Origin of the sequence: Marinihelvus fidelis, from assembly GCF_008725655.1 — a bacterium.
Lineage (GTDB): Bacteria > Pseudomonadota > Gammaproteobacteria > Xanthomonadales > SZUA-36 > Marinihelvus > Marinihelvus fidelis.
The window spans coordinates 325,383-351,695 of the sequence record NZ_VYXP01000002.1 but is presented as its reverse complement, the minus strand read 5'-3'; the positions used below and the strand labels follow the sequence as shown (position 1 = coordinate 351,695).

27 protein-coding genes are annotated in these 26,313 nt (G+C 65.6%); 12 read left to right on the top strand and 15 right to left on the bottom strand.

Features of this window, described 5'->3' with window-relative positions; genetic code table 11:
* Positions 1–18: 18 nt before the first annotated feature.
* Positions 19–1,143: a PrsW family glutamic-type intramembrane protease gene (locus F3N42_RS02955; RefSeq protein WP_150862886.1), complete on the top strand. Its 1,125-nt coding sequence runs from the start codon at positions 19–21 to the stop codon at positions 1,141–1,143.
* Between the two features lie 33 nt (positions 1,144–1,176).
* Positions 1,177–1,740, top strand: coding sequence for a hypothetical protein (locus F3N42_RS02950; RefSeq protein WP_150862885.1), 564 nt, complete (start codon positions 1,177–1,179; stop codon positions 1,738–1,740).
* A 54-nt stretch (positions 1,741–1,794) separates the two neighbouring features.
* On the opposite strand, the gene F3N42_RS02945 is transcribed toward F3N42_RS02950, so the two are convergent.
* Positions 1,795–2,322 (bottom strand): peroxiredoxin, encoded by a 528-nt coding sequence (locus tag F3N42_RS02945; RefSeq protein ID WP_150862884.1) that lies wholly within the window; start codon positions 2,320–2,322, stop codon positions 1,795–1,797.
* 190 nt (positions 2,323–2,512) lie between these two features.
* Between F3N42_RS02945 and add the strand changes: the two genes are divergently transcribed.
* Positions 2,513–3,541, top strand: a complete 1,029-nt coding sequence (gene add / locus F3N42_RS02940; protein ID WP_150862883.1) for an adenosine deaminase — start codon at positions 2,513–2,515, stop codon at positions 3,539–3,541.
* A 202-nt stretch (positions 3,542–3,743) separates the two neighbouring features.
* Positions 3,744–4,568 (top strand): cytochrome c, encoded by an 825-nt coding sequence (locus tag F3N42_RS02935; RefSeq protein ID WP_191621201.1) that lies wholly within the window; start codon positions 3,744–3,746, stop codon positions 4,566–4,568.
* A gap of 13 nt (positions 4,569–4,581) precedes the next feature.
* Here the strand turns inward: F3N42_RS02935 and F3N42_RS02930 are convergent, their stop codons facing one another.
* Positions 4,582–7,080, bottom strand: a complete 2,499-nt coding sequence (locus F3N42_RS02930) for an ABC transporter permease (protein WP_150862881.1) — start codon at positions 7,078–7,080, stop codon at positions 4,582–4,584.
* A complete protein-coding gene (locus tag F3N42_RS02925; protein WP_150862880.1) occupies positions 7,077–7,796 on the bottom strand; it encodes an ABC transporter ATP-binding protein in 720 nt (239 codons plus the stop codon). Before F3N42_RS02925 ends, F3N42_RS02930 begins: the two co-directional genes overlap by 4 nt.
* Positions 7,797–7,845: 49 nt before the next feature.
* Here F3N42_RS02925 and F3N42_RS02920 point away from each other — a divergent pair, with 49 nt between their 5' ends.
* The 4 genes from F3N42_RS02920 to F3N42_RS02905 all read left to right on the top strand — a co-directional run bounded on the left by F3N42_RS02920 (position 7,846) and on the right by F3N42_RS02905 (position 13,553).
* Entirely contained in the window at positions 7,846–8,445 is a 600-nt protein-coding gene (locus F3N42_RS02920; protein WP_224784652.1) for an arylesterase, read from the top strand.
* A 76-nt stretch (positions 8,446–8,521) separates the two neighbouring features.
* Positions 8,522–9,541: an efflux RND transporter periplasmic adaptor subunit gene (locus F3N42_RS02915; RefSeq protein WP_191621200.1), complete on the top strand. Its 1,020-nt coding sequence runs from the start codon at positions 8,522–8,524 to the stop codon at positions 9,539–9,541.
* On the top strand, positions 9,538–12,690 hold the full coding sequence (locus F3N42_RS02910) for an efflux RND transporter permease subunit (RefSeq protein ID WP_150862878.1): 3,153 nt from the start codon (positions 9,538–9,540) through the stop codon (positions 12,688–12,690). The genes F3N42_RS02915 and F3N42_RS02910 overlap by 4 nt, the downstream gene beginning before the upstream one ends.
* 50 nt (positions 12,691–12,740) lie before the next feature.
* The gene (locus tag F3N42_RS02905) at positions 12,741–13,553 is read left to right on the top strand and encodes a class I SAM-dependent methyltransferase (protein WP_150862877.1); all 813 of its coding nucleotides are present in this window, start codon (positions 12,741–12,743) and stop codon (positions 13,551–13,553) included.
* 178 nt (positions 13,554–13,731) lie between these two features.
* Here F3N42_RS02905 and F3N42_RS02900 read toward each other — a convergent pair whose 3' ends face one another.
* Positions 13,732–14,769 carry an NAD(P)/FAD-dependent oxidoreductase gene (locus tag F3N42_RS02900; RefSeq protein ID WP_150862876.1) on the bottom strand — a complete coding sequence of 346 codons (1,038 nt, stop codon included), beginning with the start codon at positions 14,767–14,769 and terminating at the stop codon, positions 13,732–13,734.
* A 102-nt stretch (positions 14,770–14,871) separates the two neighbouring features.
* Here F3N42_RS02900 and ung point away from each other — a divergent pair, with 102 nt between their 5' ends.
* Entirely contained in the window at positions 14,872–15,561 is a 690-nt protein-coding gene (ung, locus tag F3N42_RS02895; RefSeq protein WP_150862875.1) for a uracil-DNA glycosylase, read from the top strand.
* On the opposite strand, the gene F3N42_RS02890 is transcribed toward ung, so the two are convergent.
* The 6 genes from F3N42_RS02890 to F3N42_RS02865 form a co-directional block, all read right to left on the bottom strand.
* Positions 15,558–15,773, bottom strand: a complete 216-nt coding sequence (locus F3N42_RS02890; RefSeq protein ID WP_150862874.1) for a DUF1272 domain-containing protein — start codon at positions 15,771–15,773, stop codon at positions 15,558–15,560. The genes ung and F3N42_RS02890 overlap by 4 nt on opposite strands.
* 8 nt (positions 15,774–15,781) lie before the next feature.
* Positions 15,782–16,201 (bottom strand): GFA family protein, encoded by a 420-nt coding sequence (locus tag F3N42_RS02885; RefSeq protein ID WP_224784651.1) that lies wholly within the window; start codon positions 16,199–16,201, stop codon positions 15,782–15,784.
* Complete coding sequence (locus F3N42_RS02880; protein ID WP_150862872.1) at positions 16,198–16,614, bottom strand: MAPEG family protein; 417 nt, start codon at positions 16,612–16,614, stop codon at positions 16,198–16,200. Before F3N42_RS02880 ends, F3N42_RS02885 begins: the two co-directional genes overlap by 4 nt.
* Positions 16,615–16,666: 52 nt before the next feature.
* On the bottom strand, positions 16,667–17,164 hold the full coding sequence (locus tag F3N42_RS02875) for a GNAT family N-acetyltransferase (protein WP_150862871.1): 498 nt from the start codon (positions 17,162–17,164) through the stop codon (positions 16,667–16,669).
* A 72-nt stretch (positions 17,165–17,236) separates the two neighbouring features.
* A complete protein-coding gene (locus tag F3N42_RS02870; protein WP_150862870.1) occupies positions 17,237–17,485 on the bottom strand; it encodes a hypothetical protein in 249 nt (82 codons plus the stop codon).
* Between the two features lie 139 nt (positions 17,486–17,624).
* Positions 17,625–18,284: a hypothetical protein gene (locus tag F3N42_RS02865; protein WP_150862869.1), complete on the bottom strand. Its 660-nt coding sequence runs from the start codon at positions 18,282–18,284 to the stop codon at positions 17,625–17,627.
* A gap of 59 nt (positions 18,285–18,343) precedes the next feature.
* Here F3N42_RS02865 and F3N42_RS02860 point away from each other — a divergent pair, with 59 nt between their 5' ends.
* On the top strand, positions 18,344–19,153 hold the full coding sequence (locus tag F3N42_RS02860; RefSeq protein WP_150862868.1) for a ferritin-like domain-containing protein: 810 nt from the start codon (positions 18,344–18,346) through the stop codon (positions 19,151–19,153).
* Positions 19,154–19,156: 3 nt separating this feature from the next.
* A complete protein-coding gene (locus F3N42_RS02855; protein ID WP_150862867.1) occupies positions 19,157–19,930 on the top strand; it encodes a class I SAM-dependent methyltransferase in 774 nt (257 codons plus the stop codon).
* A gap of 10 nt (positions 19,931–19,940) precedes the next feature.
* On the opposite strand, the gene F3N42_RS02850 is transcribed toward F3N42_RS02855, so the two are convergent.
* Both F3N42_RS02850 and F3N42_RS02845 read right to left on the bottom strand, forming a co-directional pair.
* Complete coding sequence (locus F3N42_RS02850; RefSeq protein WP_150862866.1) at positions 19,941–20,669, bottom strand: UDP-2,3-diacylglucosamine diphosphatase; 729 nt, start codon at positions 20,667–20,669, stop codon at positions 19,941–19,943.
* Between the two features lie 7 nt (positions 20,670–20,676).
* The gene (locus tag F3N42_RS02845; RefSeq protein ID WP_150862865.1) at positions 20,677–21,297 is read right to left on the bottom strand and encodes a peptidylprolyl isomerase; all 621 of its coding nucleotides are present in this window, start codon (positions 21,295–21,297) and stop codon (positions 20,677–20,679) included.
* Between the two features lie 222 nt (positions 21,298–21,519).
* On the opposite strand from F3N42_RS02845, the gene gyrA reads away from it, so the two are divergent.
* A complete protein-coding gene (gyrA, locus tag F3N42_RS02840) occupies positions 21,520–24,072 on the top strand; it encodes a DNA gyrase subunit A (RefSeq protein WP_150862864.1) in 2,553 nt (850 codons plus the stop codon).
* Positions 24,073–24,193: 121 nt separating this feature from the next.
* Here the strand turns inward: gyrA and F3N42_RS02835 are convergent, their stop codons facing one another.
* The 3 genes from F3N42_RS02835 to F3N42_RS02825 form a co-directional block, all read right to left on the bottom strand.
* A complete protein-coding gene (locus F3N42_RS02835; protein WP_150862863.1) occupies positions 24,194–24,673 on the bottom strand; it encodes a peroxiredoxin in 480 nt (159 codons plus the stop codon).
* A gap of 179 nt (positions 24,674–24,852) precedes the next feature.
* The gene (locus F3N42_RS02830) at positions 24,853–25,218 is read right to left on the bottom strand and encodes a response regulator (RefSeq protein WP_150862862.1); all 366 of its coding nucleotides are present in this window, start codon (positions 25,216–25,218) and stop codon (positions 24,853–24,855) included.
* Between the two features lie 77 nt (positions 25,219–25,295).
* Positions 25,296–26,300 (bottom strand): oxidoreductase, encoded by a 1,005-nt coding sequence (locus tag F3N42_RS02825; protein ID WP_224784650.1) that lies wholly within the window; start codon positions 26,298–26,300, stop codon positions 25,296–25,298.
* Between the last annotated feature and the right edge of the window lie 13 nt (positions 26,301–26,313).

The following is a 26,313-nucleotide window of genomic DNA, read 5'->3' as shown; positions in this document are numbered from 1 at the left end:
TGAACCGGCGCGTGACTCGTGCAAGATAGGCGTTTCCTTTGCGGGAGCGCCCCCATCGTCCATTCGCAAGACTTCCTGCTGCGCGCGCCGGTCGGCCTGCTGCCGGTGCTTATCTTCCTGGTCGTCCTGGTCTGGATGGACAGCTATAAGCTCGTGACCGTCCGCGCGGTGCTGCTGACCATTCTCGCCGGCGTGATGACGGCCATCGTGGCCTGGTGGGTGAATGGCTGGCTGATGGCACGCGTGCCGGGCGACTTATACTTCTACACCCGGTACGTGTCTCCTCCCGTGGAGGAGTGCCTGAAAGCCCTGGTAGTCATCGGGCTGTTCCGCGCCCACCGCATTGGTTTCCTCGTCGACGCGGCCATCTTCGGTTTCGCCGTCGGCGCCGGTTTCGCGTTGGCGGAAAACCTGTACAACCTCTACCGTGCCTACGATGCCAACATGGCGGTGTGGGTCGTGCGCGGTTTCGGCACCGCGCTGATGCACGGTGGCGTCTGCTCGATCTTCGCAGTGATTTCGCAATCGATGACCGAGCGCAACATGAAGGTCAACCCGGCGCGCTACCTGCCCGGGCTGGCCGCGGCCGTGCTGCTGCACTCGTTTTTCAACCACTTCCTGTTGCCGCCGGTGATGATGGCGTTTTTCTTCGTGCTGGTGCTGCCGCCGATCATGGTGGTGGTGTTCCGGCGCAGTGCCAACCACCTGCATCACTGGCTGCAGCTGGATTTCGACGCCGACGCCAAGTTGTTGCGCCAAATTGGATCCGGGGAGTTTTCCAGTTCCAATATCGGCCGCTTCCTGGGTGACTTGCGGGACAAGTTTCCCGGCCCGGTGGTGGTCGACCTGCTGTGCTACCTGCGGCTGTACACGGAACTGGCGATGCGCGCGAAAGGCGTGCTGATGATGCGTGAAAACGGTCTCGATATGCCGGTGGGTGAGCGCACCCGCGACAAGTTCATCGAACTGGACTACCTGCGCCGCAGCATCGGCCGTACCGGCCTGCTGGCCATCCGGCCATTCCTGCACATGGAACGCAAGGACCTGTGGCAGCTGAAGGTGCTGGCGGCGGGTGTGAAACGCGCCGGGCGGGATGAAAAACCGGACATCGAGGCCTATTCTGGTAGACAACGGGTCGACTGAAGCGGCCTGCCGGCAACCCTCGTGGAGGTGCGCATGAAATGTCTCTACTATCTCGTCCCCGACCTGGAACATACCCGCCGCATCGCCCGTGACCTGCATGACCTGGGCCTGGAGGACTGGTTCCTGCATGTCGTCGCGCGCGACGAGGCCGGGCTCAGGCGCGAGCACATTCACTCCGGCAACATGCTGGAGACCACTGACCTGGTTCGTGACGGGCTGATCGGTGCCCTTTGGGGCCTGGCCGCGGCGGTCATCGCGGCCACGCTGGTGGTGCTGGTTGAGCCTTTCGGGCCCGGCGTGCCCAGCGTTGTCGTCTTCTTTGTCGTCGTGGTGTTCACGATGTTCGGCGCCTGGGTGGGCGGCCTGACCGGGATCGACAGCCAGAACCGCAAGATCAGGCGCTTCCGCGGCGCCCTGGATGACGGCCAGTACCTGGTGCTGGTCTACGCCCGCAAGGAGATGGAAGGGGAGGTCAGGCAGATGCTCAATGCCCGCCACCCGGAGGCGCTGTTCGTGGCCGTGGACCGGCACTTCCTGAACCCGTTCCGCAGGATCGAACGGCGGGGCGCCACCGGTCCGGCCAGCGGCGCGCCATAAAAAAGGCCGGGTGACTCGCGTCACCCGGCCCGGCTATCGACAGGTTGCCCCGCTTCAGGCTTCGTTCTTGATGTAGTCCAGCATGGTCTTGTAATCGCTGACTTCGAACGGGTCGGTCGGGCAGTTGTCTTCCTTGCCGGCCTCGCTGAAGACCTTCACGATCTCGCCGTCGTCGACCAGCATGGAGTAGCGCCATGAACGCGGACCGAAGCCCAGGTTGTCCTTGGCGACCAGCATGTCCATGCCCTTGGTGAACTCGAAAGAGCCGTCCGGCAGCAGTTTGACCTTCTCCACGCCCTGGTGCTTGCCCCACTGGTACATGGTGAAGGCATCGTTGACGCTCAGGCAGTAGATTTCATCAACGCCGGCGGCCTTGAATTCTTCGTAGTGCTCTTCGTAACCCGGCAGGTGGGTGGAAGAGCAGGTCGGCGTGAACGCACCCGGCAGGGCGAACAGCACGACTTTCTTGCCGGCGAAGACGTCGTCGGTGGACACGTCCTGCCAGCGGAACGGGTTCGGGCCCTCGATGGATTCGTCGCGGACTCGGGTCTTGAATACGACTTGTGGGACTTGCTTGCTCATTGGGTTCAGTCTCCGTATGGGTTAGTAAAAAGCATTGTCGCTTCGATGTGATGCGGCCATGTTACAGAAGCCGGGAAATAATTAAAATCGATTGTTATTATGATTGTGATAGTAATTCGCTATTTCAACCCGGCCTACCTGACAAGCTTAGCAAATCCCGTCGCCACTGAACGGTTGCTAGAATGTCGCGATGGTAAACGCCCGCCTGAACAACGACTGGATCGACCCCTCGCTGCCGCTTTGTGAACTCCACCGGCACCTGGACGGCAACGTCCGCCTGGCCACGATCCTGGACCTGGCACGCCAGCACCGGATCGATTTGCCGGCCAGCGATGTCACTGGCCTGGCGCCCTTTGTGCATATCGATGACAGCGAACCCGGGCTGATGGCCTTCCTGGCGCGGTTCGAGTACCTGGTGGCCGTGCTGGCGGACCTGGACGCCTGCCGCCGCGTTGCGCGCGAAAATGTCGAGGACGCGGCCGCCGAGGGCATTGACCACGTGGAACTGCGGTTCAGCCCCGCGTTCATGGCCGAGCGTCATGGACTGGACCCCGAGGCCGTGGTGGAAGCCGTCGCCGAAGGTGTCGCCGAAGGCGCCGCGGCCACCGGCACCTCGGTTGGGCTGATCGGCATCATGAGCCGGACCTATGGCGTCGAGGCCTGCGCGCGCGAACTGGACGCCTTGCTGGCCCGCCGCGAGCATCTCGTTGCAGTTGACCTGGCCGGCGACGAGGCGGGCTACCCGCCGGCACTGTTCCGGGCGCATTTCGACCGCGTCCGCGAGGCCGGGCTGGGTGTGACGATCCATGCCGGCGAGGCTGCCGGGGCGGACAGTGTGCGCTCGGCCATCGACGACCTGGGCGCGCAGCGAATCGGCCACGGCTTCCGCTCCATAGAGGATGATGAACTGATTGATGAGCTGGTTGAGCGGGGAATCGGCCTGGAGTGCTGCCCGACATCCAACCTGCATATCCAGGCCGTGGCCCGCTATGCCGATCACCCCATCCGCCGACTGGCCGGGCGGGGCGTGCATTTCTGCCTGAATACCGATGACCCGGGAATCAGCGCGATCACCCTTGGACACGAATACGCGGTGGCCGCGCCGGCCATCGGCCTGAGCCGTGAGCAGGTATGGCGTTCACAGGCCGATGCGCTGGCGATGGCCTTCCTGGCACCCGAACAACGCCGGGCCCTGGCGTCACGCTGTGGTCACATTTGAGCGCCATCATGCCCGCATGGTGTTCACCGGCATGGTGTAGCCATATCCGACACGGCTTTCTCTGAGCCTTGGCCGCCCGCAGCCACTGCGGGCGGCTTTTTTATGCGCGGCCTGAACGGAATGTCTTGAAGACAGCCCTGTCATGGGGAAAAATGAGGCATATTGGGGACTTAAGAACAGAAAAACCATTGGAATATCGCGCGTGAGGGGGAAAATCAAATGGATCGTGCTGGTCGCGCTGGGCGCGGCCTACCTCGCCGTGGCGATCAGTTACCTGCGCAGCAGCGAAGTCCTCTCCAGGCAGTACCCGGCACTGGAGCGCTCGCTACCGGTGTCCACCAATCCCGAGGTGCTGGCTCGCGGCGAGGAACTCGCCATGCTCTACGGCTGCTACCGGGGCTGTCACGGCCCCGCCATGCAGGGCTCGGTCGTTGAAGAGGGCATGCTGGTCGGGCGCATCGTTGCCCCCAACCTGACCGCGTCCATCCGCAACCATTCCCTGACCACCATCGAGGCCATGGTCCGCCAGGGCGTGCGCCCGGACGGCACCAGCCTGTTCCATATGCCGTCGGCGGGTTACGCGGTCATGACCGATGAGGACTTCACCGCCATCACCAGTTTTATCCGTGCCTATCCGTTGCAGGTCGACCGGCAACCGGCCGGCAAGTTCGGCCTGTCCAGCCGCCTGGCGTTGCTGACCGGGGACCTGCGGCCGCAGGCCACCCAGGTGCGCGACGCGCCCTGGCATGACGGCTACCAGTCGGAGCCGAGGCGGCTGGGTGAGTACCTGGTCCGCAACGCCTGCGTCGAGTGCCATGGACTGGACCCGCTGCGTGACCGCGGCGATGTCACCGCGCTGGTACGCGCGCAGGACTACGACCGCTGGGAGTTCGTCGGCTTCGTGCGCTCGGGCATGGCGCTGGGCGACAAGGTACTCGGCCGCAAGACCGAGATGATGAAGTCGCGCTTCGGTTCGTTGACCGAGAAGGAAATCGAGGCCATCTACGCCTATCTCTCGTCGCTGTAGCGGGGGCCGCCGCTCAGGCGGAGCGCAGGACCCGGATGGGCGGCGTCGCCACCACCCGCCGCGTGGCCAGCCAGCCCGCCAGGCCGACAAACAACATGCCCAGCAGCGGCCCCGCCAGGGTCAGGCCCAGGTTGAAACGGTACTCCAGGTCATAAACCCGCGTCGCCAGCAGGTAACCCGCCAGCGTGGCACCGGCCGTGGCCAGTACCCCGGCCAGCAGGCCGATGGCCAGGAACTCCGCGACCACACCGGCCAGCACGCGTCGCCTTGAGGCCCCCAGTGACCGCAGCAGGGCGCTTTCGAATTCACGCGCGTCACGGGTCGAGTGCACCGCGGCCCACAGCACGGCCAGGCCAGCCAGAAGCGTGAAGGCAAACACGGCCTGCACCGCGAAGGCGGCCCGGTCCATGACCGAGCGCACCTGCGCCAGGATGGCGTCCAGGTCAATCACCGACACCGAGGGGAAGGCGCGCATGACATCCAGCGTCGCGTCCTCGGTGCCCGGCGGCAGGTGAATGCTGTTGATCCAGGTGCCCGGGTAGCCCTCCAGCGCCGATGCGTTGAGCACCATGAAGAAGTTCGGCCGGAACGAGTCCCAGGCCACTTCGCGGATGCTGGTGATGGGCGCCTGCAGGGGCTCGCCGGCGATGTCGAAGGCCAGCGTATCGCCCACACCGACCCCCAGTTCACTGGCAAATTCGGCCTCCACGGACACTTCCGGCGCGGTCGTTCCGGCATCCCAGAACTCACCCTGAAGCAGTCGGTTGCCGTCCTGGACCGCTTCGGCCCAGGTCAGGTTGGCCTCGCGCTGGGCCCAGCGCTCACCCTCGGGATGATCGAAGGTGATATCTCCGATGTCGGTGCCGTTGATCGCGGTCAGGCGCGCGCGCACCATCGGCACGAAGCGCGGTACCTCGATGCCCCTGGCCGAAAGCAGTTCGCGGATGGGCTCGACCTCGTAGGCCTGGATGTTGATCATGAAGCGGTTGGGCGCGTCCTCCGGCAGGCTGGCGCGCCAGCTGTCCATCAGGTCGTCGCGCACCAGGCTCAGCACCAGCAGCACCATGATGCCCAGGCCAAAGGCCACCACCTGCGCGATACTTTCCGGGCCGCGCCGCGCCAGGTTGGCCAGGCCGAAGCGCCAGGCGGCGCCGCCGGTGCCGCGGAACCGATGGGTGACGCGCACCAGCGCCCAGCCGGCCAGGCCCAGGACCGCGAAGGTTGCCAGCAAGCCAGCCAGCACGGCGCCGGCCAGGGCCAGGTCGCGCACCAGCCAGGTCAGCAACGCCACCAGTGCGGCCACGGCGGCCACGTAAGCCAGGCCATGGCGCCACGGCGCCGGTTCGACATCGGCGCGCAGCACCCGCAGCGGCGGCGTGCGGCCCATGCGCGCCAGGTCCGGCAACGCGAACCCGCCCAGGATGCAGGCCGATGTCACCAGCCCCAGCCAGACCGGCGACAGGCCGGGCATGGGTAGGGACTCGCCAATGAAGTCCCGCAGCAGCCAGGCCAGCACCTGCTGGGCAACAAAGCCCAGCACGATGCCCAGCGCACCCCCGGCCAGGGCCAGTAGCAGCACCTGTACACGGTTGACTCGGTCGACGAAGGCCTGGCGTGCGCCCAGGCATTTCATCAGCGCGACGCGATCGCGGTGGCGCAGGGCATAGCGCCGCGCCGACATGGCCACGGCAATGGCGGCCAGCAGCACGCTGACCAGCGAGGCCAGGTTCAGGAAGCGGCCGGAGCGCTGCATGGCGGCCTGGACCTGCGGGCCGGCGTCCTCGATATCGCGAAGGCGCTCGGCCGGGTCCAGCAGGGGCTCCAGCTCGGCTTTGAATCGCGCGACCCGGGCCCGGTCGCCGGCAAACAGCTGTCGCCAGGTCACCCGGCTGCCCGGACGGATCAGCCCGGTGTTGTCGAGGTCCGACACGTTGATCAGCAGCGTGGGCGCCAGGTCGACGAAGTTGAAGCCTTCATCGGGGCGCCGGCTCAGCACCCGGGTGAGGGTAAACGTGGCCTCGCCAATCTCGACCGTGGTGCCGGTATCCACGCCAAGGCGCGCCAGCAGGCCGGGCGCGGCCCAGGCTTCGCCAGGACCGGGCAGGCCGTTGGCGGGTGTGGCATCCTCACCCTGGCGTTCGGCAGTTTCCAGGCGGCCGCGCAGCGGGTAGCCTTCGCCGGCCGCCGTCAGCGCGGCCAGGGCGCTGGATTCGCCGGCGAACACCACGCTGGGCATGGACACCAGTTCGGCCGTCCGCAGACCATGGTCGGCGGCCAGTTGCCGGTGCGATTCCGGCAGCGGCGCGCCGGCACGCAGGCGCAGGTCGGCGGCCAGCGACTCGGCGGCGCGCTGGGCCACGGCCTGGCTGACGCGGTCGGTGAGGAAGCCGACGGCCGTCATGGCGGTGACGGCGGTCACCAGCGCGGCCGCCAGCACCAGCAGTTCACCCGATCGCCAGTCCCGGCCCAGCAGTCGCGTGGCCAGACGCCACGCGCCGACAGAACGACTCACGCGGCGCCGGCCGTGGCGGGATGTTCCTCGCGCTCGATGCGGCCGGCCGCCATGTGCAGCACGCGGTCGCAGCGGCGCGCGAGTTCCAGGTCGTGGGTGACCAGCACCAGGGTCGCGCCGCGCGCGCGGTTGAGTTCGAACAGCAGCTCGATGATGTGCTCGCCGGTGGCCTGGTCCAGGTTGCCGGTGGGCTCATCGGCGAACAGCACGCGTGGCTCGATGACGAAGGCGCGTGCGATGGCTACACGTTGCTTCTCGCCACCGGACATCTGTCGTGGATAATGGCCCGCCCGCTCGGCCAGGCCGACGCTGGCGAGCGTGTCTTCCGCCAGCGCGCGGGCGTCGTCACGGCCGGCCAGTTCCAGCGGCAACATGACGTTTTCCAGCGCGGTCAGTGACGGCACCAGGTGGAAGGACTGGAACACGAAACCCACGTGGTCGGCGCGCACCGCGGCGCGGCCATCCTCGTCGAGAACGGATAAATCGTGATTTTCGAGTAAAACACGGCCTTCGCTGGGAACATCCAGGCCCGCGAGGAGTCCCAGCAAGGTGGACTTGCCGGCGCCGGAGACGCCGACAATGGCCACGGTGTCGCCGGTGGCGACATCGAAGCTGACGTGATCGAGGATCGTCAGCGCGCCACCAGGGCCGTCGACGCGTTTCACCAGTTGTTCGGCGCTGAGTGCCGGCGCGGTATTTGCCAGAGGAGTGTTCATGAGGGCTTTTGTACACGTTTTTGCGTCCAGGTTCCCAGCCTGTGTGCTCGTGTTGCTGATTTCAATGGTTGCCGGCCCGGTTTTGGGGCAGGAGCGGCCCGTCCTGCTGGTGATCGGGGACAGCCTGAGCGCCGGCTACAACATGCCGCTGGATGCGGCCTGGCCGCGCCTGCTCGAACAACGGTTGCAGGACCATGGCCACGATTTCGACGTGGTCAACGCCAGTGTCACCGGCGACACCACCCAGGGCGGCCGCACGCGCCTGCCGCGCCTGCTGGAGCGGCACCAGCCGGCCTGGGTGATCATCGAACTGGGTGGCAATGACGGCCTGCGCGGCCTGCCGCTGGCCACCACCCGTGCCAATCTCGAGGCCATGGTGCGCGCCAGCACCGATGCCGGGGCACAGGTCATGCTGACCGGTATAGTCCTGCCGCCCAACTATGGTTCCGGCTATACGCAGGCCTTCGAGGCCATCTATACCGACCTCGCCGAGCAGCACCGGGCACTGTTGGTGCCGTTTTTCATGGAAGGCGTCGCGCTCACCAAGGGCATGATGCAGGCCGACGGTATCCACCCCAACGAACAGGCGCAGCCGATACTGCTGGACAACGTCTGGGCCGTACTCGCGCCCGCGCTCAGCGATTCATGAAAAACACGAAACACGCCGGGCAGGACGTTCCGGCAAGAACAACAACAGGTCAACGGGCAAAAGGTAAAATGGGATGATGAAGACAAAGACAATTCTGCTGGCGCTGACCTTGTGCGTGTCGGCGCCGGTACTGGCCCAGTTTGGCGACGGACCGCCGGCCGTGGTCGTTAGCGAGGCCGCCATCGAGCCGTTTCCGCTGGCCGTCGAGGCCCTGGGCAATGCCTCGGCCAACGAGGCCGTCAGCATCCGCCCTGTGATTTCCGCCATCCTCACCGGTATCCACTTTATGGAAGGGCAGTACGTGGAGGCCGGCACCATGCTGGCCGAGCTGGAGAACGTCGAACCGCTGGCCGAGGTCGCGGGCGCCAAGGCCGCCTTCGTGGAAACGGAGACCCAGTACCAGCGCCTGGCGGAGCTGTACAAGACCCAGGCCGTGTCGCAGTCGCAGTTGCAGGAGCTCGAGGCGCAGCTGGAGGCCAACCGGGCCTCGGTGGCCGCCGCCAAGGCGCGGCTGGCGCACACCGTGGTCGAGGCGCCGTTCGCCGGCCGCCTGGGCCTGCGCAGGGTCAGTGTCGGCAGCCTGGTGGGCCCGGATACGGTGATCACCACGCTGGATGACACCTCGGTGATCAAGCTCGATTTCGATGTCCCGGAAGTGTTCCTGGCGCGCCTGGACCCTGGGCTGGAAGTCACCGCCCGCAGCGCCGCCTATCCCGATGACGCCTTCACCGGCGTGGTCAGCTCGGTCGACTCGCGCGTCGACCCGGTCAGCCGTACCGTCACCGTGCGCGCGCTGATCGACAACCAGGATGCGCGCCTGCGCGCCGGCATGTTCCTGACCGTGACGCTGCTGAAGCAGGACATCCAGTCGCTGGTGATCCCCGAGCAGGCCATCGTGCCCGACCAGTCCAAGCAGTTTGTCTGGTTGGTGGGCGAGGGCGATATCGCCGAACTGCGTGAAGTCCGCACCGGCCGCCGCCGCCCGGGGCAGGTGGAGATCCTGGCCGGGCTGTCCGCCGGTGACCGCGTGATCACCGAGGGCACCCAGAAAGCCCGGGCCGGCGAGCCCGTTGAAGTGCTGGGGCGCGCGCCGTGATCCTTTCCGACCTGTCGGTCCGCCGCCCGGTCTTCGCCACTGTCATTTCGCTGCTGCTGGTAATCCTGGGCCTGGCGGCGATGATGCGCCTGCCGGTGCGCCAGTACCCGGATGTCGACCGCCCGGTGGTGTCGGTGGAAGTCACCTACCGCGGCGCCTCCGCCGAGGTGGTCGAGACCAAGGTCACGCAGGTGATCGAAGACGCCGTCGCCGGCATCGAGGGGGTCGAGAAGCTCACCTCCAGCAGCGCCGACGAGCGCGCCGACATCCGCCTGGAATTCAACATGGAACGGGACATCGACGCCGCGGCCAATGATGTCCGCGACCGCGTCTCGCGCGTGGTCGACCAGCTGCCCACCGAGGCCGACCCGCCGGAAATCGCCAAGGCCGATTCCTCGTCGCAGTCGATCATGTTCCTGAACCTGCAGTCGGACCGCATGAACGGCATGGAGATCACCGATTTCGCCGACCGCTACATGGTCGACCGGTTCTCCACGGTTGCCGGCGTGGCGCGCGTACGCATCAGTGGCGCGCGGCGCTACGCCATGCGCATCTGGCTCGACCGCGAGGCGCTGGCCGCACGGGCGCTGACCGTCAGCGATATCGAGTCCGCGCTGCGCGCCGAGAACGTCGAACTACCCGCCGGGCGACTCGAGTCTGAATCGCGCGAGTTCACGCTGCGCACCGATACCGGCTTCGCCAGTGCGGATGATTTCCGCGCGCTGGTCATCGGCCGCGGTGCCGACGGCCAGCTAGTGCGCCTGGCCGAGGTGGCCGATGTCCGCGTCGGCGCCGAGAACGAACGCAGCGCCGCGCGCTCCAATGGCGAGCCGGCGGTTTCGCTGGCCATCGAACAGCTCTCCAAGGCCAACAGCGTGCTGGTGTCGAAAGCCGTGCGCGCCGAACTGGAAAACGTGCAGAAAGACCTGCCCGAAGGCATGACGGTGTCGGTCAACTACGATCGAAGTACCTTCATCGAAGCCTCGATGGACGAGGTCTACAAGGCGCTGGGTATTGCCCTGGCGCTGGTGCTGGTGGTGATCTTCGTGTTCCTGGGTTCGTTCCGGGTCATGCTCATCCCGGCCGTGGTGGTACCGGTCTCGGTGGTGGCCACGTTCATCGTCATGGGCGCGATGGGTTACACCATCAACATCCTGACCCTGCTGGGCCTGGTGCTGGCCATTGGCCTGGTGGTCGACGACGCCATCGTCGTGCTAGAGAACATCTACCGGCGCGTCGAAGAGGGCGAGAAGCCGCTGCTGGCGGCGCTGGACGGCTCGAAAGAGATCGGCTTCGCCGTGATCGCCACCACGCTGGTGCTGATCGCGGTGTTCGTGCCGCTGTCGTTCATCGAGGGTGATATCGGCCGCCTGTTCCGCGAATTCGGCATCACGCTGGCCGCTGCCGTGATGTTCTCCAGCATCGTCGCGCTGACACTCACGCCCATGCTGTGCTCGAAAATACTCAGCGGCCGCAAGCTCAAGAAGGGCCTGGCGCTGAAGGTGGACCAGTTCTTCAATGGCCTGACCGCGCTGTACCGTTCCGTGCTGTCGAAGACACTGAAGCGGCCCGGGTGGGTGGCGCTGGCGGCTTTGCTGGTTTCCATCGGCGCCGTCGCCCTGCTGCGCGCCCTGCCGGCCGAGTACGCGCCCAACGAGGACCGCGGTGCATTCTGGGTGTTCATGCGCGCGCCGGAAGGCTCCACGCTGCACTACACCGACCGGCTGACCCGCGACATGGAGGCCGTGGTCGCGGCCGAGATGGGCGAGGGGCCGGACAAGCCCGTAGCCCGTTACCTGACCCGTGTGCCGGGCGGCTGGGGTAGCGCCGATGTCAGCACCTCGCGCGTGATCGTGCTTCTGAAAGACTGGGATGAACGCGATGATGGCGACATCGCCGTCGCCGCGCGCATCAACGCCGGGCTGGCCAATATTCCCGGCGCCCGCGCCTTCGGCCGCACCTCGCGCGCGCTGGGCGTGGGTGGTGGCGGCACGCCGATTGAGATGGTGCTGGGCGGGCCGGACTACGAGGCCCTGAAGGAATGGCGCGACGCGATGCTGGCGCGCATGGAAGAGATGCCGGAACTGCTCGACCCCGACAGCGACTTCCAGGAGCGCAAGCCGCAGATGAACATCAGCGTCGACCGTGACCGCGCCGGCACGCTGGGCGTGTCGCTGTCGGCCGTCGGCCGCACGCTCGAGACCATGCTGGGATCGCGCATCGTCACGACCTATGTCGACCGCGGCCGCGAGTACAACGTGGTATTGCAGGGCCAGGATTCCGACCGCGCCAGCACCGAGGACCTGACCAACCTGTACGTACGCTCCGCGCTCACCGGCGACCTGGTGCCGCTGTCCAACCTGGTCAGCATCGACGAGGTGGCCGGGCCCGGGCAACTGAACCGCTTCGACCGCATGCGCTCGATCAAGCTGAGCGCCGACCTCGCGCCCGGTGTGAAGCTGGGCGAGGCCATCGACGCCCTGAACGCCGTGGCCGACGAGACCCTGCCGGCCAGCGCGCGTATCAGCTGGGACGGTGAAAGCGAGGATTTCCTGGAATCGGGCTTCTCGCTGTACATCACCTTCGGCCTGGCACTGGTGATCGTCTTCCTGGTGCTTTCCGCGCAGTTCGAGAGCTTTGTCAACCCGATGATTATCCTGGTGACGGTGCCGCTGGCGCTGAGCGGCGCCCTGGTCGGGCTGTGGTTCATGGGCGGCAGCATCAACGTGTTCAGCCAGATCGGCGCGATCCTGCTGATCGGCCTGTCGGCCAAGAACGGCGTGCTGATCGTCGAGTTCGCCAACCAGCTGCGCGACCGCGGCGAGGATATCCGTAAGGCCGTGCTGGACGCCTCCGCCGTGCGCCTGCGCCCAATCCTGATGACCAGCGCCTGTACCACCTTCGGCGCGCTGCCACTGTTGCTGGCCACCGGCGCCGGCTCCGAGGCGCGTGAGCCCATCGGTGTCGTCATCGTGTTCGGAGTGACCATTTCCGCGTTGCTGACGTTGTTCGCCGTGCCGGCCCTGTACCTGTTGTTCGCGAAGAACACGCGCTCGCCGCAGCACGTGTCGAAAATCGTCGACCGCCTGCGCGGCGCCGTCCCCGGCGACGGGCAGGGTGCGGAGGAAAACCCCGCCGGTGCGGTATAGTGCCGGTCCGCTTTCACGATCCATCCAAACCAAAGGAAAGGAGTTTGAGCATGAAACGAGTGATCCCGCTGCTGGCCGCGCTGGCCGTTGCGCCGGCCGCACTGGCCCAGGACACCTTCGCCGAGCGCGTGGCCGCGGCCTCCACCGGCGACCATCGTTCCGAGGCCAACATCGCCCGTAACGACTACCGCCACCCGGTCGAGACGCTGGAGTTCTTCGGCTTCGAAGACGGCGACACCGTGCTGGAAATCTGGCCCGGCGGCGGCTGGTACACCGAGGTCCTGGCCCCGGCCATCCGCGACAACGGCACCTTCGTCATCGCCAACTGGGACCCGGAAGTCCCGGACCAGCCGGGCTACCGCTACAGCCTGCCCAAGCAGCTGGCCGAGAAGTTCGCCAACGACCCCGAGGTCTACGACCAGGTGGAAGTGGTCTACTTCTCTTCCCCGGAAACCGGCTCGCTGGGTGAGGACAATAGCTACGACACCATCCTGACCTTCCGCAACACCCATGGCTGGGTCGGCGGCGGCGAAGCCCAGGGCATGTTCGACGAGTTTGCCCGCGTACTGAAGCCGGGCGGCACCCTGGGTGTGGTCCAACACCGCGCCGACGACGGCACGGACCCGGCGGAAACCGCCAAGAATGGCTACGTTTCTGAGGAATACGTCAAGGAACTGGCCGCCAGTGCCGGCCTGGAATTTGTGGCTGTGTCAGAAGTCAACGCCAACCCGAAGGACACCAAGGACCATCCCAAGGGCGTCTGGACGCTGCCCCCGGGCCTGGCGCTGGGTGACGAGGACAAGGCCAAGTACGAGGCCATTGGTGAATCTGATCGGATGACGCTGAAGTTCACCAAGCCCTGATCGCTGCTGAAAGCGATTCAGCTTACGAAAAAGGCCGCTCCGGAATCGGGGCGGCCTTTTTTATGTTTGGCGGCGGGTGAGTAGTGAGTGGTGAGTGGTGAGTAGTAAAAACCACCTNCCTCCGGCCGGGAGGGTTTTCTCACCACTCACCACTCACTACTCACCACTCACCACTCACTCACTTCTCAGCCTTAACCCCGAGCCGCTCATGCATCACCGGGCTGGTGGTGGTGTACTGCAGGAACACGCGCTTGTCCGGGTCGATGTGCTTTTGCACCGCGAAGGCGGCCAGCGCGGCTTCGTGGAAGCCGGACAGGATCAGTTTCTTCTTGCCGGGGTAGGAATTGATGTCGCCGACGGCGAAGATGCCGGGCTCGGAGGTCTGGAATTTCTCGGTATCGACGGCCACCTGGCGCTTGTCGATGTCCAGGCCCCACTCGGCGATCGGACCCAGGTTGGGTGACAGGCCGTAGAACACGCAGACCTCGTCGGCGTCGATCTCGATCAGCTCGCCGTCGTGGGCGCCCTCGGCCACGGTCAGCCCGGCCAGGCGGCCGTTCTCGGCGCGTACTTCGCGCACCATGCCGTGAATCTCGCGCAACTTGCCGGCCTCTGCCAGCGCTTTCATTTTCGCCACGGAAGCAGGCGCGGCGCGGTACTCCGGCCGGCGGTGCACCAGCGTCAGCGACTCGACGCGGTCGTGCAGTTCGATGACCCAGTCCATGGCCGAATCGCCGCCGCCCAGGATGACCAGGTTCTTGCCCTCGAAGCGCGCCGGGTCCTTGATCGAGTAGTGGATGGACTCGCCCTCGAAGGCCTCCGCGCCCGGCGCCTTCAGGCGACGCGGCTGGAACGCACCCAGGCCGGCGGCCAGGATGACGGTGGCGGTGTCGAACTCGGTGCCGGCGGTGGTCACCAGCGTGAAGCGGCCGTCCTCGCGGCGCTCCAGCTTCTCGACCATCTGCGCCAGGTGAAACTCCGGCTTGAACGGCGCGATCTGTTCCATCAGGTTATCGACCAACTCCTGCGCGCCGATGATGGGGTAGGCCGGGATGTCGTAGATGGGCTTGTCGGGATACAGCTCCGCGCATTGCCCGCCGGGCTGGGGCAGGGCATCCACCACGTGGGCGTGGATATCCAGCAACCCGAGCTCGAAAACCTGGAACAGGCCGCAGGGGCCCGCGCCGACAATAACGACATCCGTTTTAATAGCCATGAATTCTCCGCGAAAAAGCCGACCCGCTTTGGCGCGGGCATACACATCTGCTAACTTGGGCTGAACCGCCGAAAATCAAGCCAAACACCGGAACCCAGCCCCTTGAGCGACACCGACAGAATACGCCTGGAACCGTCCTGGAAACAGCGTCTGGCCCCCGAATTCGAAGCCGACTACATGAAAAACCTGCGCGCCTTCCTGAGTGAGCGCAGCCGCGCCGGCAAAACCATCTACCCGCCCGGCAAACAGATCTTCAACGCCCTCGACACTACCCCGTTCGACCAGGTGAAAGTGGTGATGCTGGGCCAGGACCCCTACCACGGCCCCGGCCAGGCCCACGGCCTGTGCTTCTCGGTACAACCCGGCGTGCGCACACCACCGTCGCTGCAAAATATCTTCCGTGAAATCCACGACGACCTGGGCATCGCCCCACCCAACCACGGCTGCCTGCAGGCCTGGGCCGAGCGCGGCGTGCTGCTACTGAACGCCGTGCTAACGGTGGAACAGGCCAGCGCCGGCGCCCACCAGGGCAAGGGCTGGGAGCGCTTCACCGACGCCATCGTCAAACACCTGAACGACGAACGCGACGGCCTGGTCTTCCTGCTCTGGGGCAGCTATGCCCAAAAAAAAGGCGCCGTCATCGACACCCACCGCCACTGCGTGCTCAAGGCCCCGCACCCCTCACCGCTGTCGGCGCACCGGGGCTTCCTGGGCTGCAAGCACTTTTCGAAGGCGAACGCCTGGCTGGAACAGCGTGGGCTGGAGTCGATAGACTGGTCGTTGCCGGCTTAGTCCGGATCGGCGGGCGGATACTCTTCAAGCAGGTGTTCGGGGCGAATCGGCCGGCGCTCGAAACCACCACCACAGTTCGGGCAGGTGCCCATCAGTTCGTTCTCGACGCAGTCGGTGCAGAAGGTGCACTCGAAGCTGCAGATCATCGCGTTCGTGGCTTCCGGCGGCAGGGTGTCGCCGCAGCATTCGCAATTGGGTTTCAGTTCCAGCATGGCGGCGCTCAGTCGTTGGGACGGTGGATGGGCAGTTCGCGGTCGATGGCGACCCAGTCGACGTGGGTGTCGAAGAACACGTGCGCCTGCGGCGCGCGGTCGATGGCGCCGTCCAGGCTGCCCAGCGCGATGTGCATCTCGCCGGGCGAACGCTCGGAGCGGAACAGCATGCTGGAACCGCACAGGCCGCAGAAACCGCGCTCGGCGTCCCGGGAGGATTCGTACCAGCGCAGCGCGTCCTCGCCGCGGGTGACGCGGAAGCCGCGCACGTCGAAGCCCGCCCAGGTGACGTAGCCAGCGCCGTGGTAGCGGCGGCAGCTCTCGCAGTGGCAGTGGGCGCACCATTTCGACGGCGCGGCCACCTCGAAGTGCACCGCGCCGCAGTGGCAGCCGCCCTCGAACTTCACGCCTGCCGCCTCGCCGTTCACTGGATGATCAGCCAGCCCAGGCGCACCCACAGCGCCAGCAGCACGATGGCGCTGGCGGCGAAGGCGTAGAAGCGGTGCATGACGGTGTTGTAGGTGCAGTGGATGAAGCTGTGCACCACCCGGCAGCCGACGTACATCCACGCGAACACCAGCAGCAGCGGGTCGTAGATCAGCATCGTGTAGGCCAGCATGATGGCGACGAAGAACAGCACCGGCGTTTCGAACAGGTTGCTGAAGTTGTCCGCCGAGTTGGCCGAGTCGGTGATCTTCTCGCGGAAGGCGGCGCGGGTGGGCACCGACTGCGGGTGAATGCGTTTTTCCTTGAACTCGGCCACGCGCGCCGAGTACATGCGGAACATGACCACGAAGGTCAGGGCCACCTGGGCCAGCAAGGGGTAGAGCAGGACTTTCATGTGGTTGGTTCTCCGGTGGCGTACGGGCGGATTCTAGCAGGCGTTGGCCGGTTCAGGCGCCGCGTTTGGCCAGCGCCGCCAGCGCGTCGCCGTCCAGCCTTAGGCGCACCCAATCGTCCATCTCGCGGGCGCCGATGCCGCGATAGAAGTTCAGCGACGGTTCGTTCCAGGTCAGGCAGGACCAGTCCAGGCGGCAGTGGCCGTCGTCGACGGCGACTTTCGCCAGTTGCACCAGCAGGGCGGTGCCGATGCCGTGACCGCGGTACTCCGGTTTCACGAACAGGTCTTCCAGGTACATGCCGCTGCGGGCGATGAAGGTGGAGTACATGAAGTGGTACAGGGCGAAGCCGGCGGGCTCACCGTTCCACTCGGCCATCAGCACGGCGGCGTCGGGGCGTTCGCCGAACAGCGACGCGGTGATGGCTTCCTCGGTGGCGACCACCTCGTGGCTGAGTTTCTCGTAGTCCGCCAGGCCCTTGATGTAGTCGAGGACCTGCGCGGTGTCCGCGGGGGTCGCGGGGCGGATGGTCAGTGCGCTGGATGCAGTCATAGAAATGGCCGTGAGGAGTTCACGGCCATTCTATCGCCCCTTGCCGGGGCGGGGGACGCCGGGGACGGCGTTTTAAGCGTAATAGCGGTCGCGCGGGTAGCGCTCGCGGCGCCAGTCGTCGCGGTGTGGTGGCGTGTACAGCGCCGCGTCGATGATCGACCACAGGTGCGTGATCCAGCCCAGCAGCACGAACCACAGCAGGAAGGTCATGACGAAAAGGAAGCCGGCGAACAGCCAGCGGCCCTGCAGCAGCTGCCCCAGTCCCGGAATGAAAAAGCTGGCCAGTGCCGCCAGCACGTTGCCGCATGAACCACGTCCCATCGTTTGTCTCCCAGTTGCTGAATGAGTGAGCGTTGTGGTTACAGATGCAGAAATCGTGCCAGTTGTAAAGATGGCATCAGTACTGGGTTTGCGGCGATGTGCAGTGAAACGCGACACGTCGCGATGGTCAGATTCGCCACTAATCGCGTTTACCGCCACCGGCGCAAGGGTGGTACATGATGGGCATCTGCAGCCACGGCCGGAATGGATCCGCCGGAGACTGGCGGCCGCAGTACGATTTGCCGTCCTTGCCGCGAATGACCACGTTGTAGGTGCCGTCGTCGTCCTGCCAGCGATCCAGCAGTTCACTCGAGCCATCCAGGTAAACGCCGTCGAAATCGTTCTCAACCATCGCCAGCAGTGGCCGGCGCATGCGTTCGACCAGCTCACTCTCGGTGGCGCGGCCGATGGGGCGCGGGCCCTCGTCCGCCCGCTCGAGATCGGTGTCGGCGATGCTGTCGATAATGGTGGTGGCCGACGGGGGGCGCGGGTCTTCAACCTCCACGGGGTCGGGCCGTGGCTCCGGCACGGGATCCGGCGGCGGCGTGGCGGCGATGGCCTCCGGCTCCGGAACGGGTTCGGGTTCTGGATCGGGAGCGGGTTCCGGTTCGGGCTCAGGTGGCGGGGGCTCCACTGGCGCCGGCGGTGTAACCAGCGTGATTTCCACGGCCGTTTCCGTGGGCGTGGCGGGTTGCTCGCGAATCACCGGCCACAGCAGCAAGCCGACATGCAGCACCAGGGCCAGCCCCAGGAAGGGCAGCCAGGCCAGGAAGCGTTGCTGTGGCGTGTGTTTCGGCACGGGCGCAATGATGCCAGCCGCGCTTTAAGGTCGTGTTAAATCGGTATAATTTCGCGCCCATGAAGACTGTGACCACAGCTGCCGGCTACGACGACATCCGCGCCTGCCTGGCCGAGGTTGACCCGGCGGCCAAGAGCGCGGCGGTGATGGCGCTTTGGGCGCGGGTCGAGGCAGCGGGTTTCGACCCCGGCCTGCCGTCTGTTCCGGCGGACCGCACGCCGCCCGGGCGGCCCGGGCGGCCGGAGCTGGTCGACCCGCGGAAAGTGCCACGCCGTCGCCTGGGCAGCGATGCCGGACGCGCGGCGCTGGTTCACGCCATTGCCCATATCGAGTTCAACGCCATCAACCTGGCGCTGGACGCGGCCTGGCGTTTTCGTGATATGCCGGATGGTTTTGTCATCGACTGGCTGTCGGTGGCCTGGGACGAGGCGCGGCATTTCACGATGCTGGCCGAACGGCTGGCGCAGCTGGGCCACGCCTACGGAGATTTCCCCGCCCACAACGGCCTGTGGCAGATGGCCGAGCGCACCATGGACGACCCGCTGGAGCGCATGGCGCTGGTGCCGCGGGTGCTGGAGGCGCGCGGCCTGGATGTCACGCCCGGCATGATCGAGCGCCTGCGCGAGGCCGGCGACGATCCCACCATCGCCGCGCTGGAAGTGATCCTGGAAGAAGAGGTCCGGCACGTGGAAATCGGCAGCCGCTGGTTCGACTGGTGCTGCGGCCAGGCCGGAGTGGACCCGGAGACCACCTTCCTGCATCTGCTGCGGACGAAATTCGCAGGCCGGGTGAAGGGGCCGTTCAACGTGCCGGCGCGCATGCGCGCGGGCTTCAGCGAGCGCGAGCTGGCGGCGCTGGAGAACATCTGAGTCATGCCAACCGGGAACAAAGGCGGTTTCAAGGACCATTTTTCCGGCCACGCCGGCGATTACGCGCGCTACCGGCCGCGTTACCCGGATCACTTTTTCGATTCACTGGCGGAGCACAGCCCGGGCCAGCAGCAGGCCTGGGACGTGGGCTGTGGCAACGGCCAGCTGGCGGCCGGCCTTTCGCGACATTTCGAGCGTGTCTATGCCACCGATGCCAGCGCCGAGCAGGTGGCGGCGGCGCCGGCGATGGACGGCGTGACCTTTGCGGTCGAGCCGGCCGAACACTGTTCATTACCGGATGATTCGGCCGACCTGGTGACGGTTGGGCAGGCGCTGCACTGGTTCGACCACCCGGCATTCTTTGCCGAGGCCGGCCGCGTGCTGCGGCCCGGCGGGCTGTTTGTCGCGGTCAGCTATGCGTTATGCCGCATCAGCCCGGCCGTCGATGCAGAAATCGAGGTGCTCTATCGCGATGTGCTTGGCCCGTACTGGCCGCCCGAGCGGGCCCTGGTGGAATCCGGTTATGCCGGCATGGCGCACCCGTTTACGCCGGTGACGCTGCCGGCCATGGACATGCGCCTGCGCTGGTCACTGGCCGACCTGGTGCACTACCTGAACACATGGTCCGCCGCGCAACGCCACGAAAAGGCCACCGGCAAAAACGCCATCGAAATGGTCCTGAAACGGTTAGAGGCAGTCTGGGGAGAGCCCAACCAGACAAGAGAAGTGGTCTGGCCCCTGAACACCCTGTCCGGCCGCAAAACGCGTCACGCGTAACCGTCACGCGTCACCCCAGCGCCCGAGTCTCCAACACCGCCCCATCCGCATCAACCCGCAGCACGCTGCCCTGCTCATACCAGTCCCCCAGCACGATGCGTTCGGCAGCAGAAGCATCTTCAAGCGTCAATTCATGCACCGCCGGCCGATGCGTATGCCCGTGAATCATGTGCCTCACACCGTTGCGCGCGAATGATGCGGCCACCGCGTCGGCGTTCACATCCATGATGTCCATCGCCACGCCCTGCTTGTACTCGGCCGACAGTTCGCGCGCCTCCAGGGCCACCTGGATGCGCTCCTGCGGCGTTTTCTGCAGGAAGCCCGCCTGCCAGGCCGGGTCGCGCAGCATCACGCGCACCTGCTGGTAGCCGACGTCGTCGGTGCACAGCGTGTCGCCGTGCAGCAGCACAGTGGGGCGGCCGTACAGGTCGACCACGGTTTCCTCGTCCAGCAACTGCAGGCCGGCGTGGCTGGCGAAGGCCTCGCCCAACAGGAAGTCGCGATTGCCGTGGGTGAAGAAACACGGCACGCCGGCGTCGGTCAGCGCGCGGATGGCGCCGGCCGTGGCCTGGCCCACCGGCGTGGGCGCGTCATCGCCCAGCCAGTACTCGAACAGGTCACCCAGGATGTACAGCGCTTCGGCCGCCGGTGCTTCGTCACGCATGAAGCGCAGGAAGCACTCGGTAGCGTCCGGACGCTTGTCGTCCAGGTGCAGGTCGGAGATGAACAGGGTGGTCATGGCGGGCTCAATGCACCTCGACAGACTCGATGATCACCGGCTCGACCGGCACATCACCCATCTGCAGCGGGGTGCCTTCGCGCACGGTCTGGGTGGTGACGAAGCGGATGTCGTCGACCACCTCCATGCCCTCGACCACGCGGCCGAACACGGCGTAGCCCCAGGCGCGGGTGTGGTCGGAGCCGGTGTGGTCCAGCGACGGGTTGTGCTCGACATTGATGTAGAACTGCGAGGTGGCCGAATGCGGGTCGCCGGTGCGGGCCATGGCGACGGTGCCGCGCTCGTTCTTCAGGCCGTTCTCCGCCTCGTTCGGAATCGGGTCGCGGGTGTCTTTCTGGGTCAGGTCGGGGGTGAAGCCGCCGCCCTGGATCATGAAGTGGCTGATGACGCGGTGGAAGATCGTGCCCTCGTAGAAGCCGTCGTTGGCGTAGCGCAGGAAGTTCTCCACCGAGGCCGGGGCTTCGGCCGGGAACAGTTCCATGCGGATGTCGCCCATGCTGGTGTGCAGGGTCACCTGCGGATTGCCGGTGGCCGGTGCCTCATCCTGCGCCAGGGTGGCGGCGCTCCAGGTCAGGCTCAGGGCCAGGCCCAGGAACAGCGCCAAAACGGTCTTGAATCCGTGGTTCATGTCATGCCTTCGGTGAACGGGAAAGGCGACCATGATACCGGCCGGCGGCCCGGCTTCAAAACGCGGTGGTGCGCGGGCGCCCAAAGACGGCGCAAAAGCCCGGTGCAAGGCCGATTTATGGTAAAATTCACAGCTTGAATCCGGTGCCGGCGAACCTGTTTCCGCCGCACCCGAAAACCAATAAATACAAACACATAAAACCAATTCGGAGAACACTCGCCGATGGCAGAACTCGCCAGGGAAATCCTCCAGGTCAATCTCGAAGACGAGATGCGGCAATCCTATCTCGATTACGCCATGAGCGTGATCGTCGGGCGCGCGCTCCCGGACGTCCGCGACGGGCTGAAACCGGTGCACCGCCGCGTGCTTTTCGCCATGTCCGAGCTGGGCAACGACTGGAACAAGCCGTACAAGAAATCGGCCCGCGTGGTCGGTGACGTCATTGGTAAGTACCACCCACACGGCGATTCCGCGGTGTACGACACCATCGTCCGCATGGCCCAGCCGTTCGCCATGCGCTACATGCTGGTCGACGGCCAGGGTAACTTCGGTTCCGTCGATGGCGACGCCCCGGCGGCCATGCGTTACACCGAGGTGCGCATGTCCAAGCTGGCGCACGAGATCCTGGCGGACATCGACCGCGAGACCGTTGATTTCGGCCCCAACTACGACGAGACCGAGAAAGAGCCGCTGGTCATGCCGACCCGCGTGCCGACGCTGCTGGTCAACGGCTCCGCCGGCATCGCCGTGGGTATGGCCACCAACATCCCGCCGCACGACCTGGGCGAAGTCATCAGCGCCACCATCGCGCTGATCGAGAACCCCGAACTCAGCATCGACGACATCATGGTGCACCTGCCGGGCCCGGATTTCCCCACCGGCGGCATCATCAACGGCGCCCAGGGCATCGTTGACGCGTACCACACCGGTCGCGGCCGCATTTACGTGCGAGCGAAGACCGAGATCGAGGAAGTCGATTCCAGCAGCGGCAAGCAGGCGATTATCGTCACCGAGCTGCCTTACCAGGTAAACAAGGCCCGCCTGCTCGAGAAAATCGCCGAGCTGGTGAAAGAGAAGAAGATCGAGGGCATCACCGAGCTGCGCGACGAGTCCGACAAGGACGGCATGCGCATGGTCATCGAACTGCGCCGCGGCGAAGTGCCCGAGGTGGTGCTGAACAACCTGTTCCAGCAGACCGCCATGCAGAACGTGTTCGGCATCAACATGGTGGCCCTGGTGGGCGGCCAGCCGAAGCTGCTGAACATCAAGGAAGTGCTGCAGGCCTTCATCGGCCACCGCCGCGAAGTGGTCACCCGCCGCACGATGTTCGACCTGCGCAAGGCGCGCGACCGCGCCCACGTGCTGGAAGGCCTGACCGTGGCGCTGGCCAACCTGGACGAAATGATCGAGCTGATCAAGGCCTCGCCCACGCCCGCCGACGCCAAGGAGCGCCTGGTGGAGCGTCGCTGGGACGCCGGCCTGGTGGCCAGCATGCTGTCCCAGGGCGGCGCCGAGGTTTCCCGCCCGGAAGACCTGGAAGCGCTCTACGGCCTGCACAAGGACGGCTACCAGCTGTCGCCGGTACAGGCCCAGGAAATCCTCAACATGCGCCTGCACCGCCTGACCGGGCTGGAGCAGGAGAAGCTGACCAAGGAATACGAAGAAATTCTCGAGACGGTGCGCGAATTGCTGCGCATCCTGTCCGACCCCGAGCGGCTGATGGAAGTCATCCGCGAGGAACTCGAAGCCATCCGCGACGAGTACGGCGACGAGCGCCGCAGCCTGATCCTGCAGGATCGCCTGGACCTGAGCCTGGAAGACCTGATCACAGAGGAAGACGTGGTGGTGACCATCTCCCACGGCGGCTACGTGAAATCGCAGACGCTGGACCGCTACCAGGCCCAGCGCCGCGGCGGCAAGGGCAAGAAAGCGACGAAGGTGAAGGAAGAGGATTTCATCGACAAGCTGTTCGTAGCCAACACCCACGACACCATGCTGTGCTTCACCTCGCGCGGTCGCATTCACTGGCTGAAGGTCTACGAACTGCCGCAGGCCAGCCACGCCTCGCGCGGCAAGCCCATCGTCAACCTGCTGCCGCTGGAAAAGGACGAGCGCGTCAACGCCGTGCTGCCGGTGCGCGAGTACGGCCAGGACCAGTTCGTGTTCTTCGCCACCCGTTCGGGCAAGGTCAAGAAAACGCCGCTGGTGGATTACTCGCGGCCGCGCGCCAACGGTATCTGGGCCATCAACCTGCTGGAAGGCGATGAGCTGGTCAACGTGGCCATCACCGACGGCGAGAGCGACATCATGCTGTTCTCGTCATCCGGCAAGTGCATCCGTTTCAACGAGAGCGCGGTACGCTCCATGGGCCGCCAGGCCGGTGGCGTGATCGGTATCCGCCTGAAAGGTGGTGAGCAGGTGCAGTCGATGCTGGTTCTGGGCGAGGGCGATATCCTCACCGCCACCGAACGCGGCTATGGCAAGCGCACCTCCGTTGACGACCACCCGGTGAAAGGCCGTGGCGGCATGGGCGTGATCGGCATCCAGACCTCGGAGCGCAACGGCCCGCTGGTCTCCGCGATCCAGGTCTCCGACGACGACGACATCATGCTGATTTCCGACGGCGGCACGCTGGTGCGCACCCACACCGACGGCATCTCGGTACTGGGCCGCAACACCCAGGGCGTCACGCTGATCCGCCTGGGCGAAGATGAGAAGCTCGTCGGCCTGGCGCGTATCGAGGCCGAAGAAGACGACGACGCTGGTGACGCGTGACGCGTGACGCGTGACGCGTGACAAAAAACCTTGCAATAAAAAACCCGCCGATTGGCGGGTTTTTTACTTGGGGTGCCCCGAGTGCTGGCTCTTTCGCGTCACGCGTCACGCGTCACCGAGCTCACAGGTTTGCGAGCACGTGCTCCGCGCTGCTCACCTTGAACTCACCGGGCTGCTCGACGTAGAGCGCCGTTACCACGCCGTCTTCGGCGACCAGGGCGAAGCGCTGGCCGCGCTGGCCCATGCCGTAGGAAGTCGCGTCCATGGCCAGGCCCAGGGCCTCGGCGAATTCGGCGTTACCGTCGGCGAGCATGTCGATGCCCGCGGCGCCCGAGTTGCGGCGCCAGGCGTCCATGACGAATACGTCGTTGACCGCCGTGCAGCCGATGGCATCGATGCCCTTGCTGCGAATATCTTCGATGTGATCGATAAAGCCGGGCAGGTGACGTGCGGAGCAGGTCGGGGTAAAGGCGCCGGGTACCGAGAACAGGACCACCTTGCGGCCGCCGAACCAGTCAGACGTGGTCAGTGGTTTGGGGCCATCGTCGGACATGATGGTCAAAATGGCTTCGGGGATCTTGTCGCCGACCTGGATCGTCATGAATTACTGCTCCTGCGAATTCGTTGGAATGGAAAATCAGTGCGGCAAAACGGCCGCGATGCAGAAGTATAGAGGGTTCTTACGGCGTCGGGTTCCCCGGCGCGCCAAATTGCGCCTTTTAAACCACAGACTCCCGCTTCAGAAGTAGCCTGTCACGCGTCACGCGTCACGCGTCACCGCTAGGCGGCGACGATGCCGTCGATGGTGGAATCCAGCTTGGCCGGGTCGACCGGCTTGGTCACGTAGCCCGCGGCGCCCAGGCGCATGCCCCAGACCTTGTCACTCTCGGCAGACTTGGAGCTGACGAAGATGACCGGGATGTCGCAGGTGGCGGGGTCGCGCGCGAGCATGCGCTTGGCCTCGTATCCGCTCATGCCGGGCATGACAATGTCCATCAGGATGACTTCGGGCAGCTCGGTACGAGCCAGTGCAAGCGCCTCTTCGCCGTCGTGGGCCGTGAGCGCTTCGTGTCCTCTCGCTTCCACCAGGTTCCGCAATTTGAAGCGGTACAGCTGGGAGTCGTCAACGATCAATACTTTGGCCATTGTTTAGCCTTTTTTTAGATTCCCCGCAGCAGGGATTTCAGTATGCCTTGAATTTCATTCGTTTGGAAGAACTTCCGCTAATTTAACTTTACTACGGTTCTTCCGAATGAGCGTCCGGTGAGCATGGACTCAAAGGTGTCCATCAGCCCATCCATGGCAATTTCGCGGGTACAGATCGAATCGAGGTGCGGTGGCTTCCATTCCGATGCCAGCCGTTGCCACAGTGTAGCACGCAAATCCTGGGGGCAATTTTCCGACGACACGCCCAGCAGGCTGACACCGCGCAGGATGAACGGCATCACCGTCGTGTTCAGGCCGAAACCGCCGGCCAGGCCGCAGCTGACAATGTTGCCGTACTCGCCGACCACGCGGGTCAGCCCGTTTAGCATGTCGCCGCCGACGTTGTCGAAGGCGCCGGCCCAGCGCGCGGTTTCCAGCGGCTTCTGGCCCCAGTGCAGGTCGTGGCGCGAGATGCATTGCTTCGCGCCAAGTGATTCCAGGTAGTCGAATTCGTCCACCTTGCCGGTGATGGCGTGCACCTCGTAGCCGGCCGCAGTGAAAATGTCGACGGCGAAGCTGCCGACGCCGCCGGTCGCGCCGGTCACCACCACCGGGCCCATGTCCGGGCGCTGGCCGTTGGCCTCCATGCGGTACAGGCCCAGCGCGGCGGAGAAGCCGGCCGTGCCGATGGCCATGGCCTCGCGCAGGCTGAGCCCGTCGGGCAGGGCGACCAGGCTGTCGCTTTCGACGTTGAGGTATTCGCTGTAACCGCCGTCGCGCTTTTGTGACTGGCGGCAGCCGGTGACCAGCACCTCGTCGCCCACCGCGAAGCGGCCGTTCTGGCTGGCCACCACCACGCCGGACACATCAATGCCGCCGGTGATGGGGAAAACGTTGGCGATCTTGCCCTTACCGGTGCCGGCCAGCGCGTCTTTGTAGTTGACGCTGGACCAGTGGCCTTGGATGGTGACGTCGCCCTCGCTCAGGTCGTCCAGCGTGACGGTCTCGATGCCGGCGCGGTAGCCGTCATCATCGTTGTGGATGCGAAACGCCTTGAAGGATTCGGGGATCGGGTGGCTCATTGATCGATGCTGT